Origin of the sequence: Candidatus Spongiisocius sp. (assembly GCF_965221825.1) — a bacterium.
Classification (GTDB): Bacteria; Actinomycetota; Acidimicrobiia; order Spongiisociales; family Spongiisociaceae; genus Spongiisocius.
Window position 1 is genome coordinate 2,035,612 of the sequence record NZ_OZ244917.1, and the last position, 12,895, is coordinate 2,048,506.

The 12,895-nt window shown below is 67.6% G+C and carries 11 protein-coding genes; 1 reads left to right on the forward strand and 10 read right to left on the reverse strand.

The window, feature by feature from the left end; all coding sequences use genetic code 11:
- Nucleotides 1-68: 68 nt before the first annotated feature.
- From ACOQPD_RS09520 to ACOQPD_RS09540, 5 genes are all read right to left on the reverse strand, one after another.
- Entirely contained in the window at nt 69-1,133 is a 1,065-nt protein-coding gene (locus ACOQPD_RS09520) for an ABC transporter ATP-binding protein (protein ID WP_420611720.1), read from the reverse strand.
- Nucleotides 1,130-2,260: an ABC transporter ATP-binding protein gene (locus tag ACOQPD_RS09525; RefSeq protein ID WP_420611721.1), complete on the reverse strand. Its 1,131-nt coding sequence runs from the start codon at nt 2,258-2,260 to the stop codon at nt 1,130-1,132. Before ACOQPD_RS09525 ends, ACOQPD_RS09520 begins: the two co-directional genes overlap by 4 nt.
- Nucleotides 2,241-3,119, reverse strand: coding sequence for an ABC transporter permease (locus tag ACOQPD_RS09530; RefSeq protein WP_420611722.1), 879 nt, complete (start codon nt 3,117-3,119; stop codon nt 2,241-2,243). Before ACOQPD_RS09530 ends, ACOQPD_RS09525 begins: the two co-directional genes overlap by 20 nt.
- Entirely contained in the window at nt 3,116-4,153 is a 1,038-nt protein-coding gene (locus ACOQPD_RS09535) for an ABC transporter permease (protein WP_420611723.1), read from the reverse strand. The genes ACOQPD_RS09530 and ACOQPD_RS09535 overlap by 4 nt, the downstream gene beginning before the upstream one ends.
- A gap of 104 nt (nt 4,154-4,257) precedes the next feature.
- Entirely contained in the window at nt 4,258-6,057 is a 1,800-nt protein-coding gene (locus ACOQPD_RS09540) for an ABC transporter substrate-binding protein (protein WP_420611724.1), read from the reverse strand.
- 289 nt (nt 6,058-6,346) lie between these two features.
- Here ACOQPD_RS09540 and ACOQPD_RS09545 point away from each other — a divergent pair, with 289 nt between their 5' ends.
- Nucleotides 6,347-7,648: a hypothetical protein gene (locus ACOQPD_RS09545; protein ID WP_420611725.1), complete on the forward strand. Its 1,302-nt coding sequence runs from the start codon at nt 6,347-6,349 to the stop codon at nt 7,646-7,648.
- A gap of 42 nt (nt 7,649-7,690) precedes the next feature.
- Here the strand turns inward: ACOQPD_RS09545 and aroF are convergent, their stop codons facing one another.
- The 5 genes from aroF to ACOQPD_RS09570 all read right to left on the reverse strand — a co-directional run bounded on the left by aroF (nt 7,691) and on the right by ACOQPD_RS09570 (nt 12,790).
- Nucleotides 7,691-8,752 carry a 3-deoxy-7-phosphoheptulonate synthase gene (aroF, locus tag ACOQPD_RS09550; protein ID WP_420611726.1) on the reverse strand — a complete coding sequence of 354 codons (1,062 nt, stop codon included), beginning with the start codon at nt 8,750-8,752 and terminating at the stop codon, nt 7,691-7,693.
- Between the two features lie 457 nt (nt 8,753-9,209).
- Entirely contained in the window at nt 9,210-10,112 is a 903-nt protein-coding gene (locus tag ACOQPD_RS09555; RefSeq protein WP_420611727.1) for a prolipoprotein diacylglyceryl transferase, read from the reverse strand.
- Between the two features lie 98 nt (nt 10,113-10,210).
- Entirely contained in the window at nt 10,211-10,816 is a 606-nt protein-coding gene (leuD, locus tag ACOQPD_RS09560; RefSeq protein ID WP_420611728.1) for a 3-isopropylmalate dehydratase small subunit, read from the reverse strand.
- Nucleotides 10,817-10,818: 2 nt separating this feature from the next.
- Nucleotides 10,819-12,222 (reverse strand): 3-isopropylmalate dehydratase large subunit, encoded by a 1,404-nt coding sequence (gene leuC / locus ACOQPD_RS09565; RefSeq protein ID WP_420611729.1) that lies wholly within the window; start codon nt 12,220-12,222, stop codon nt 10,819-10,821.
- Between the two features lie 349 nt (nt 12,223-12,571).
- A complete protein-coding gene (locus ACOQPD_RS09570; RefSeq protein WP_420611730.1) occupies nt 12,572-12,790 on the reverse strand; it encodes a type II toxin-antitoxin system HicB family antitoxin in 219 nt (72 codons plus the stop codon).
- Nucleotides 12,791-12,895: the final 105 nt, after the last annotated feature.

The following is a 12,895-nucleotide window of genomic DNA, read 5'->3' on the forward strand; positions in this document are numbered from 1 at the left end:
GGGGTTGCCAAGGAGGTGCCGGTGGTCGGGTCTCCGGCCGGTGCGGACACCTGATGGTGTTCTGCCGGTTATCGGCCTTTGATCGTCACCAGGGTTTCGCGCCGTTCGGAGGAGGCCTCCACCTTGTCCGGGAAATGGCAGGCCACAGCACCGACGCCACCTTCGACCGGTTTCAAGGGCGGGGTCTCGCCGGAGCAGATGTCGGGGTTGTCCAGCTTCCGGCGCAGCCAGCAGCGGGTGTGGAACCGGCAGCCGGCAGGCGGATCCGCCGGGCTTGGCACGTCCCCGTCCAGCACGATGCGCTGCCGGGCGGCCTCCGCTCCCGTGTCCGGGATTGGCGCCGATGAGAGCAGGGCCACCGTGTAGGGATGGAGCGGTTCCCGGTAGAGGTCTTCGGTGGGCCGGAGTTCGACGATGTTTCCCAGATACATGACCGCCACCCGATCTGTCACCTGCCGGACCAGCGCCAGGTCGTGGGCGATCACCACGTAGGTCAGCCGGAACTCCTGCTGGAGGTCGCTCATCAGGTTGAGTATCTGGGCGCGGATGCTCACGTCCAGCGAGCTGACCGGCTCGTCGGCCACGATCAGGTCGGGGCGAAGCGCCATCGCGCGGGCAATGGCGATGCGCTGTCGCTGGCCCCCGCTGAAGGCATGCGGGTACCTTCCGGCCGCGTCCGGCGGGAGCCCGACCGTGGCCAATAGCTCGGAAACCCTCTCCCGGCGCTCGGCGCGCGTTCCCTGCCGGTGGATGACGAGCGGCTCCGCAACGATCCGGGCCACGGTTCGCTTGGGGTTAAGGCTGGCGAAGGGATCCTGGAAGACGGGCTGCATCCGCCGCCGCAGCAGCCGGAGCTCTCTCCCGGATACCGCCGACAGGTCCACGCCGTCGAACACGATCCGCCCTTCGGTCGGCTCCAGGAGTTTGAGGATTGCCCGTGCCGTGGTGGTCTTGCCGCATCCCGACTCGCCCACCAACCCGAGCGTCTCGCCCTGCTGGACAGTGAACGTCACCCCGTCAACAGCCTTGATGTTGCCTCGCCGCTCGGATGATGGTCCCCGCCCGGTAGGGAACCAGACCCGCAGGTCCTCCACCTCCACCAATCCCGGCGCGTCGTGGTAACCCGTGTTCATCCGTTGCCTCCCGCGCCTGTCGAGGGCGCCTCCGGTACCGGGGGGTTCCAGCAGGCAGTGAGGTGCGGGCTGGCCGGTCCGGGAACCGGGTTGCCGTCCCGTTCACGGATCGCCAGCGGTTCCCAACCGGCGGCGGTGGCGCGCCGGGCAGTGGGGAGCGTCATGAGTGGCGGATTCTCGACCGCGCATCGATCGATCCGGGAGGGACAGCGGGGAGCGAAGGGACACCCATCGATGGGGCGGCTCGGGTCGGGGGGCTGGCCCTCGATCGTCACCAGCCGTTCCTGACGCGTGTCGATCCGGGGCAGGGATCGGTGGAGGGCCACCGTGTACGGGTGTGCCGGACGGACGAACACATCCTCGGTGGACGAGGCCTCCACGATGCGGCCGCCGTACATGACCATCAGCCGCTGCGTAACGCCCGCCACCACCCCCAGGTCGTGGGTGATCAGGAGCATGGTGGTGCCGTGCTCCGAGGTCAGCTGCTGGAGTAACTCGAGGATCTGCGCCTGAACAGTGACATCGAGGGCGGTGGTGGGTTCGTCGGCGATCAGCAGCGCCGGCCGGGGTGAGACGGCCATGGCTATCACCGCCCGCTGCCGCATGCCACCGGAGAACTGGTGGGGGTAGTCAGCGATCCGCTCCTCTGCGTTGGGGACGCCCACAGTTTCCAGCAGACGCGCCGCCTCCTTGCGGCCCGCCCGGGCGCCCAGGCCACGGTGCTTGCGGATGACCTCGGTGAGCTGCTTGCCGACCGTCAGGACCGGATTCAGAGAACTGAACGGGTCCTGGTAGACGATTCCCACCCGGTCGCCCCGAACGCTCCGCAGCTCTCGTTCGGAGAGGCTCATCAGGTCGGCGCCGGCCAGCATCACGCTCCCGTCCAGCTCGGCGTAGTCCGGTAGCAGCCGCACGAGCGCGAGCGCCCCGGCGCTCTTGCCGGACCCGCTCTCACCGACCAGACCGACGTGTTCCCCGGCGGCGAGGTCGTAGGACACGCCGTTCACGGCTCGAACCGGCTGCTTAGCGCGGAAAGTCACGCGCAGGTCCCGTACCGACAGGAGGTGCCCGTCCGGTCCCGGCGGTCCGGCCGGACCGGCCGGAGCCTCAGCGGATGGGGACTTCATGGACCGACCGGGTGACGATGCCCCCGGCGAAGTTGATAGCGGATACGAACAGCATCAGGGCAAGACCGGGGCTGAGAATGAACCACCAGTGGGTGGGATACTGGAGGGCCTCCCGGATCATCACCCCCCACTCCGGGGTCGGTAGCGAGACGCCGAGGCCTAGGAAGCTGAGGGTAGAGCCCGCCAGGATGGCGTAGCCGGTGTCGAGGACGAAGATCGTCTTCATCACCCCGAAGCTGTTGGGCAGCACGGTCAGGAAGAGGTTGCGGACCGGCCCGGCGCCGAGCGCCCGCGAGGCGGTCACGAACTCGCGTTCCTTCACCACGATCACCTGGCCCCGGATCAGCCGGGCGTAGACCGGCCACCAGGCCGCCGCTATGGCGATGATGGCGTTGCGGGTGGTCGGTCCCAGCGCCGCCGAGATCAGCAGCGCCAGCATGATCGAGGGGAAGGACAGGAAGATGTCGACGATCCGCATCATCACCGCGTCGACGATCCCGCCCGCATATCCGGACACGGCCCCGTACAGGATGCCGACCGCGCCCGCGGTGAGGAGAACGAAGACGCCGGTCACTATCGACACCCGGCCCCCATAGAGGATCCGCGACCAGAGGTCGCGGCCCAGGTTGTCGGTGCCCAGCCAGTGGTCGGCGCTCGGGCCGGCGAGCTGGGCAGTCAGGTCCTGGGCGAGCGGGTCGGGGGCGATCAGCGGGGCGGCGATCACCGCACCCACCACGACCGCGATCACCGCCAGGCCGTAGAACTCCAGGAAGGTGCGGGGCCGCAATGACTCCAGGGTGGTAGTGAGGCGCGTCGACGCGACCGCCTCCTCCAACCGGCGGAGCCGGCCCGATGTCATGTCTTCATCCCGTCGCGTACGCGCGGGTCTGCCACCGTGTACATGAGGTCGACCGCCAGGTTGGCCAGGACGTAGGCCAGGCTGATCACCAGCACCACTCCCGAGATAGCGTTGAGGTCCAGGCGCGTGGCCGCCATGAAGGCGTACTGGCCGAGCCCCGGCCAACCCACCACGGGCTCGACCACGATGATCCCGATGAGCAGCGATCCGAAGGCCAGGCCGGAGAGCGTGATCACCGGGATGACCGCATTGCGCAGGGCGTGGCGGTACAGGACCAGGCGGCGGCGCAGGCCCTTGCCGCGGGCGGTGCGAACGTAGTCCGACTCCAGGGCGTCGACCATCTCGGAGCGCACCACCCGCGCGAAATAGAAGCCGATCACGAGCCCCAGCACCAGGGCGGGGAACGCCAGGTGGTGGAGGGTGTCGAAGAGAGCGTCCCAGCGGCGGGCCAGGATCGAGTCGACGGTGACCATCCGGGTCACCTCCGGCGGCGGCCGGGTGAAGATGTCCAGCTGCCCCGGTCCGGCCGCCCAGCCGAGCCGGCCGTAGAGGACGGTGAACCCGACAATGGCCAGCCAGAATACGGGCACCGATATGGCCAGGGTGGAGATCACCTTGAAGGCCGTGTCCCAGAACCCTCCCCGGCGGGCCGCAGCGAAGACGCCCAGCGGGATGCCGAAGACCATAGCTATGACGAGCGCCGCCACCACCAGCTCGATGGTGGGCGGCACCACGTTGGCCAGGTCGGTGCTGACGCCTCGCGCCGTGTGGCTCGAGTCGCCCATGTCACCCTGCACCAAGTTGGTCAGGTAGATCCAGTAACGCTCCGGGACGGGCTTGTCCCATCCCCAGCGGGCGTTGAGGGCGTCGATGATCGCCTGCTCGGCCTCGTCGGAGTGGGCCGCCCCCCGCCCTCCCAGGTAAGCGGCCACCGGATCGATGGGGATCAGCTGGGAGACGAAGAACGTGATGCCGGTCATGCCCAGCAGCACGAACGGAACTAGAGCCAGACGCCGGAGCACGTACCAGCGCATATCAACTCCTCCGGTTCATGATGCCCGCCGTGCGAGGCGGGAGACCGGGGGGCGACCGGTGGCGCCGCCCCCCGAAAGATTGTCGGTCTGGACCAGGCCTCGACCTACCGCGCCCGACCCATCCGGTAGGGCTCGAACCGGTAGACGGCGTGGTAGTAGACGCCGGTCAGGGTGTTGACGTGCGGGTACCACTCCGGAATCTCGACCATCAGGTGGGTCGGGTTGGCCTCCAGGCCCATCCGCTCCACGTCGTTCAGCAGGCTCATCCGCTCCGCCGGATCGACCGACGCCAGCGCCGCGTCACCTGCCGCCTTTATCTCGTCATAGAGAGGCCAGCCCTCGGAGTTGTCGGGCCAGAGCGACCGCTGCCAGTTCAGGAACCCGTCGGCGAACGACACCTGCGCAGAGTTCATTGCTGACGGATACTCCGGGAACCAGTCGCTCACATTGATGTCCAGGTCGCCCTTGCGGAAGTCGGTGAAGAACACTCCCACGTCGCGGATCTGGACCTCGGTCTTCACGCCGATGTCCGCGAAGTCGGCGGCCAGCTTCTGGGCCACGTCGCCGAAGCCGGGGCAGAATCCGCTCCACTGGAACGTCTGCAAGCGGATCGGGTTCTCCGGGTCGTCGTAGCCATCGGGATAGCCGGCCTCGGCCAGCAGTTCCCGGGCCTTGTCCAGGTCGCGCTCGTAGCCCTCCGTGATGCCGCCCAGCCGCATCGGCGCCAGCCCGTACACGCGGTTGGCGGTGTAGCCGGGGCAGAGCCGCTGGAGGCCGTCGTAGTCGATGGCGTACTTGAGCGCCTGCTGAACCGTCGGGTTGGCCACGAAGGCGTTGTTGTTTACCGCGTCGGTCGTGAACATCACGTAGTACCAGTGGTTCGTGTTGGCCTGGAGGACCGTGAAGTTCTCACCCAACGAGGCCGCCTGGTGCGGGATGACGGTCCACGCCAGGTCGATGTCGCCGCGGCTCAGGGCGTCGATGCGCGACTGCGCCTCGGGGATGTTCACGAAGATGACCCGCTCCATGACCGCGGGCGGGCCGCCCCAATAGTCGTCCACGCGGACGATCTCGAGGCGCTGGCCCGGATCCGAGAGGTCGAAGGTGAACGGACCGGATCCGGCGCTATTCAACGCCAGCCACTCCTCGGCGGTGTCCGTCTCCGCAGCGTCCTCGCCGGCGGCGCCTCCGTTGGCCTGGACCAGCGCGCTGTTAAGCACGCTGAAGGCGGCGGCGGTGGTCAGCGCGGGGAACTCCGCGTCCGCGTTCTCCAGGTTGACCACCACGGTATGGTCGTCGGGTGTGTCGATGCCGGTGATGTTGCCCGCCTGGTAGGACGGAGTGCCCGCCACGTTCTTCAGGCGAAGGAACGAGAAGGCCACATCAGCGGAGGTGACCGGTGCTCCGTCGTGGAAGCGAGCGTTCGGGTCCAGCGTGAAGGTCCATTGGGTGGCGTCGGCGTTGGACGACCACTCGGTGGCCAGTTCGGGAACCAGCGTCTGGTAGTCGTACCCGTTGTCGGTCTCCGCCCATTGCACCAGCGTGTTGTAGACCGATCCGAGCACCAGCACGTACAGCTCCTCGAAGGCCCGGGCCGGGTCGAACTTGGTGTCGCTGTCCATCTTCTTACCGATCACCACGGTGGCCTCTCGGCCCGACAGGGGCTCTTCCATCGCCTCGGTGGTCGTGGTCGGAGCGGCGGTCGTGGTGGTCGCGCCCGCCGGGGCCTCCGTGGTGGTAGTCGTCCCCACCTCGACCACCGTCGTCGCGGTAGTGGTGGCGGGCGCTGCGGTGGTAGCGGGGGCTGCGGTGGTATCCGGGGCAGAGTCGTCCGATCCGCACGCGGTGGCGATCATCCCCAGCGTCAGCAGCGCTGCGATCCAGCGGCTGGCTCGCTTCGTCAACATGGTTCTCCCTTCGTCGATCGGTCACGCCCCAATCGGCGTCCCACGTCGATGGTGGTCCGATCACGAAAAGCGTACACGCCGAGGGAGTAGGGTGACGGGCGGATCGGGGAAGCGAACAGCCGGCGCCCTCCGGACCGCGCCGCCCGGGCCGGGCCCCGGAGGGGTCGAGTGCGTGTTACCTCCATCGCCGCCATGCACGGCCTGGCCGGCGGCGCTACGACGCATCGAGTCAACTATGTACGATGACCGTCGTACGGGTGCTCCTACCGCTGCCGTGGAAGAGACGATGCCACACACCGCAGGAATCGACTACGAGGCGATGGACGAGGCACTCCGGACGCTCGACCGGGTTCCCCTGCCGGTCGGGCTGAAGGGCGTGCCCCCCGAGCGTGGCGAGGCGCCCTGGACTCCGGCCGGGATCAGGGCGGCCGGATTGAACGCCCGCAGCGACCTCCCCACTCCGTTCGCTCTCCTCCGCCGGAGCGCTCTGGCCCATAACGCCGAGGTGATGGGCAGGTACTGCGCAGACCGGGGCGCCCTGCTCGCCCCTCACGGCAAGACCACCATGGCGCCGGCCCTATGGAGGCTCCAATTCGAGCACGGAACCTGGGCGCTTACCGTGGGCCTCCCGCACCAGGCCGTGACCGCCCACCGTTTCGGGATCCGCCGGATCCTTCTGGCCAACGAGGCGGCCGATCCCCGGTCGCTGGAAACCCTGGTCCGGCTGGCGGGAGAGGCCGGGACGGAGGTGTACTGCTTCGTCGACTCGGTGGCGGGCGTCCGGGCCTACCGGGCGGCCATCGACAGTACCGGTGCCGAGGCGGCCGGACTCCGGTTCTTGATCGACATCGGCGTACCGAACGGTCGCACCGGCTGCCGCAGCCGGGCGGAGGCCGAGGCTGTGGCACGCGAGATCGAGCAGTCGGGCACCGCCGTGGTGAGCGGGATCGGGGCGTACGAGGGGCCTGCAGGCGAGGGCCGCTCACCGGAGAGCCTCCGTTCGGTGGGCGCCTACCTGGATTCAGTGACCGGCATCTTCCACGAATTCCATACCAAGGGAGTTTTCCCGGGAGACGCCCCGCCGGTCCTGTCGATCGGAGGCTCCGGCGTGTTCGACGTGGTCGACCGCCACGTCCAGCACGATCTCGGCTCCCCCGACTCCTACCGGCTGGTGCTCCGCTCCGGCTGCTACCTGGTTCATGACCACGGCCACTATGCCGCGCTGGGGCCGAGCACCCGGCCAGGCTGGGCCTACACCCCCTTCCAGGGGTCACTGGAGATCGGCGCCACCGTGATATCGAGACCGCAGGCCGACCTAGCCCTGCTCAACATCGGACAGCGCGACATCGGGTCCGATAAGGGTCCCGCCACCGTGATCGACCCGCTACCGACCGGCGGGTCGCTCCCGATCGTCAAGCTGAATGACCAGCACGCCTTCGTGCGCCCGGACGATCCCGCCATCCTCCCGGTAGGGACCCGGGTGCAGGTCGGGATCTCGCATCCGTGCACGACCCTCGACAAGTGGAGGGTCCTGCTCGTAACCGATGACGACTACAACGTCATCGACACCGCCGCCACCATTTTCTGACCCGAGGCGGCGGACCGCCTAGGGCATCAGGTCACGGCGAGCTCAGGCCTGGGACCAGGATCGGGCCCGTTCCCGGCGTTGCATCTCCCTCGACTGCTCCAGGATGACGTCGAATACATCCTCGATCTCGGCCGGATCCAGGCCGTGGCGCTCCGCTTCCTCCCGGACGATGGCCAGGAGCTCCTCCTCCCGCTCGGGGATATGGACCGGCATCCCTCGCTGGGCCTTGATCCGGCCCACCCGCATGACCATGAGATGCCGGCGCGCCAGCATGCGGACCAGGTCACGGTCGATCATGTCGATGTTGATCCGGACCCGGTTGACACCCAATGCGTCCATGAGATCGGTGAACATCTCGAAGGTGATCTGATGCGACACCGCGGTCCGGGACGCCATGGGGTCCGGATGGACTTCCACCATCAGTCCGTCGGCGCCTACGCCCTGGGCGGCCAGCGACAGGGGTTGGATCCTGGTCCGGGAACCGGCGGCGGCAGAAGGTGCCACGATGACAGGCAAGTGGCTGATCTCCTTGAGCACCGGGATGGAACTCAGGTCGAGGGTGGCCCAAGTCGACTTCTCGAAGGTGCGGATACCCCCCTCACACAGCACCACCTGGTCATTGTCCGCGGCAAGGACGTACTCGGCGGCCCACAACCACTCGTCCACCGTGGCGGACCCGCCGCGCTCGAGCAGCACCGGCTTCCCCGTCCCGCCTATGACGCGTAGCAACTCGAAGTTCTGCATCGAGCGCGGATCGACATGGATCATGTCCACGTGCGAGGCGACCAACTCGACGTCCTTGGGTTCCAGGGCCTTGGTAACCGTGGGCAGGCCCACCTCGGCGCCGGCGTCGCGCAACAACTCCAGACCGGGCGCGCCCAGTCCGGGAAACGCGTACGGTGAGGAACTCGCCTCGAATACCCCACCCCGGAGTACGGTGGCACCGGCCTCGGCCACCGCTGTGGCGACCTTCATGATCTGTTCCTCCGACTCGACCGCCCGCGGTCCGGCGATGGTCGGGAACGGGTCGTGCCCGAACCTGGTCTTCCCCACCTCGACGATGGTGTCCGTGGCTGATCCGTTGCGGAGTGCTCTGCGTTCCATGATGCTCCTCTGGTGTGGATCGCTCCGAACGTCAAAACGCCCGGAGCGGTCGCTCCGGGCCTTGGCTCTTTCTACGACAGGTTCGGTCTAGACGTCACACCAGGCCCGGGCGCCGGGCCCGGTAAAGGCGAAATACGAATACACCGCGGTCGAACTCACGATCGGCAGGTTACCCCATCGGTCACAGGCCGACAACCCGAACCGGTCACCGGCAAACCACTTCCTAACCAGCCCATACGCTCATGCACGCTTCTCGAACGCCAAGTACGGGAATTCGTGCGGACCGGGACAACCCATCAGCAACTCGGCCGGGTTGCCGCGGAGCTCGGAACCACGATGGGAGAGACCGTCGCGTCGGTCGTTCGTCACTTTCGTCAGGATCGGATCGGCAAGGAGTTGGAGACCCCGCTGACTCCCGACGAAACGGCCTGGCTCGGTGATGACCTCGGGTGATGCCCTAGGACCCCGATCCGTCCTCTCGCAACGAGGCGGCGCCGTAGGCCCGGTCGTTCTCGGGCGTGACCACCGGGTTCCGCCTACCCAGCCATAGGAAGAGGGCGACGCCGCCGACGGTGGCGGCCAGGGCGCTCCACTGGCTCCATGTCAGCGCACCCAGGGTCCGGTCGCCACCGACGTCCAGGGCCAGCCGGGTGAAATCGATGAGGAATCGCTGGAGCCCGTACCAGGCCATCCAGACGGCGAACAACTGGCCGTAACGGAGCCTGGCGCCGGAACGGAAGACCAGCCAGTAGAGGAAGCCGAAGCAGACCGCCGCAGCCAGCATGTCATACAGCGCGGCATGGTGGTAGATACCGCAGAACTCGCCCACGGTCGCCGTCACGCACTCCAGGCGGTCGTGCTGGGGCGCCACGTCGTAGCCCGGCCGGATCCCGTATCCCAGCGCGAACCGGGTCGGCCCGCCGAGGTGCTCCACGATGGCCAGGTCGCCGATACGACCCACCACCGTTCCGATGGCCAGGCCGAAAGCGGCCACGTCCACGGCGGGTCCCAGCCGGAGTCCCAGCCGGTGGGCCCGCCAGATGCCGGCCGCGATGCCGCCGGCGAAACCGCCCAGGATGGAGTAGTTGCCACCGATGTTGATCAGCTCGCCGGCGTCGAATCCGTTCTCCGCCCAGTAGGCGGGCAAGGTCAGCCATCGGGCGCCCAGCAGCGCCCCCACCAGCGCCCAGGTAAGGACCGACTGGAACAGGTTGGCGTCGAACCCCCGGTCCCGGTAGCGGCGGGTTCCGTAATAGGCCCCGGCCAGGAAGCCCACCCCGGCAAAGACGCCGTGGAGCGACATCCGCAACGGCCCGATCTCGAAGATCGGGATCGGCGGGTAAGAGATGACCGCAAACACGCTGCCAGCCTACCGGCCCACGACGCCCATCAAGGCACGCCCGGATTCCCATACGGACTGGACAACCCCGTGGTGGTCCTCCACGGGTTCAGCAGAGATCAGGCGAGGGACGGGAGGTAGTCGGGTCGGGCCTGCTCGAAGGCCTCGATCGCCTCGAGGTTGCGATTGGTGAGGCCGATGTCGTCGAGGCCCTCTAGGAGCCGGTACTTCGTGAAGGGGTCGATCTCGAAGCCGGTCTGCCAATCGTCGGCTGCGACGGTCTGGGCTTCGAGGTCGATGGTGATCACCGAACCCGGGGTCCGGGTGGCCAGCTCGATCATCCGGTTCACCTCGGCCTCGGTGAGCGTGACCGGCAGCAACCCGATCTTGGTGCAGTTGTTGTAGAAGATGTCGGCGAACGTGGGGGCGATCACCGCCTCGAAGCCCCAGTCCTGGATGCCCCAGGGGGCGTGCTCGCGGGAGGATCCGGAACCGAAGTTGGGTCCGGTGACCAGCACCCTGGCCTCCTGGTACTCGGAACGGTTCAGGACGAACCCAGGATCGAGGTCTCCGTCGGCGGTCCTGGCCCAGTCGTAGAAAAGGAACTGCCCGTAGCCGCTCCGCTCCACCCGCTTCAGGAACTGCTTGGGCATGATCTGGTCGGTGTCGCAGTTGTTCCTCGGCAGCGGCGCCATCGTGCCGGTTATGACGCCTATCCGGTCCACGATCAGCTCCAGGTCCGCACGTCGACGAAATGTCCGGCCACCGCCGCGGCGGCGGCCATCTCGGGGCTGACCAGGTGGGTCCGCCCGCGCCGCCCCTGGCGACCTTCGAAGTTGCGGTTGGAGGTCGAGGCGCAGCGCTCCCCCGGGGCGAGGATGTCGTCGTTCATCCCCAGGCACATGGAGCATCCGGCGTCCCGCCACTCGAACCCGGCCTCCTTGAAGATGCGGTCGAGGCCCTCCTCCTCGGCCTGGAGCTTCACCAGCCCTGAACCCGGCACCACCATGGCACTGACCGACCCCGCCACGGAGCGGCCTTCCACGATCCGCGCCGCCGCCCGCAGATCCTCGATGCGGGCGTTGGTGCACGACCCGAGGAAGACCCGGTCGAGGCGGATATCGGTGATCGGCGTGCCCGCCGCCAGGTCCATGTATTCCAGGGCCCGCCCGCACCCGGACCGGTCCAGCGGGTCGTCGTAGTCGTCAGGGTGGGGCACCCGATCGCTCACCGGTACGGTCTGGGCGGGGTTGGTGCCCCAGGAGACGTGCGGCTCGAGTTCGGCGGCGTCCAACTCGACCTCGGTGTCGAAGGAGGCGCCGTCATCGGTGGGAAGGGTGCGCCAGTGATCGAGTGCCGCCTCCCAGTTCTCGGGAGCGTGCGGCCGTCCTTCGAGGTACGAGTAAGTGGTGTCGTCCGGGGCAACCATGCCGGCTCTGGCCCCGCCCTCGATCGACATGTTGCAGATGGTCATCCGGGCCGCCATCGAGAGGGAGCGGATGGTGGAGCCCCGGTACTCGATCACGTGGCCGACCCCGCCGGCCACCCCGATCTTGGCGATGATTGCCAGGATGATGTCCTTGGCCGTGACCCCCATGGGGAGGTCGCCGTCGACCGTCACCGCCATGGCCTTGGGCTTCACCTGGGGAAGGGTCTGGGTAGCCAGCACGTGCTCCACCTCGGAGGTGCCGATCCCGAAGGCCAGCGCCCCGAAGGCGCCGTGGGTGGCGGTGTGGGAGTCGCCGCAGACGATGGTCATGCCGGGCTGGGTGACGCCTTGCTCGGGACCGATGATGTGGACGATGCCCTGGCGGGGATCGTCCAGCCCGTAAAGGGTGATGCCGTATTGCTCGCAGTTGGCGATCAGAGCGTCGATCTGGCGCTTCGAAAGGGGATCCCGTATCCCCAGGCTTCGGTTGGCGGTCGGGACCCCGTGGTCGATGGTCGCCAGCGTCAGGTCGGGTCGCCGCACGCCCCGTCCGGCCAGCCGCAGGCCGTCGAACGCCTGCGGGCTGGTCACCTCGTGGACCAGGTGCAGATCGATGTAGAGCAGGGACGGCTCACCGGGAGCCTCGTGGGCTACGTGGGCGTCCCAGACCTTCTGGAATAGGGTGCGTGGCGTGTTCGTCATAGGATCGCCGGGAATGGTACACGTACCGCGCGACAACGGACCGGCGGGCTCTGTGAAGAACCCCTTTCAGGGCCGGGGTCTTCCCCTAGAGAAGGAATGGCATCGTGATGGAGCACCGTGGGTATCGAGGAGTTGTGAACTGTGACGGTCCGCCCAGGCTTCGGCACGGTGAGGTGGCTGGAATCCGCGACGTGATTACCTACCAGGGCAGGTCGGCGTCGGAGTTGAAGCAGGCCTTCAAGGACTCGGTTGACGAGTATCTGGCAATCTGTTCGGAAAGAGGCCGAGAACCCGATCGCCCCTGACTCCGGGAGGATGGGCCTGGTGGCGGAGGCTTCATCCGGGTGCCTTAGGCCGGCGTGAGAGGCCGACTGCTCGGCTCGGGTACCGGACGCCCGAGATCCCTGGCGGTGTCGATCCATAGGTCCATGGCTTGCCGGACATGGTCGAGAGCGGATTGCTGTGTGTCTCCATGAGCCATACAACCCGGGAGATCCGGCACTTCGGCGACGAACGCATTGTCCGGCCTGCTCCAATAGAGAACGATCCTGTACTCATGCATCACCATTGATCTCCAGTCTATCCGTCAGGATGATTCGGCGAACCTGCCGTGTCTGATATGGCTTCGCCTGCCCACCTTTGCTTTGCAGGACGATCAGTTCGTCCACACCTT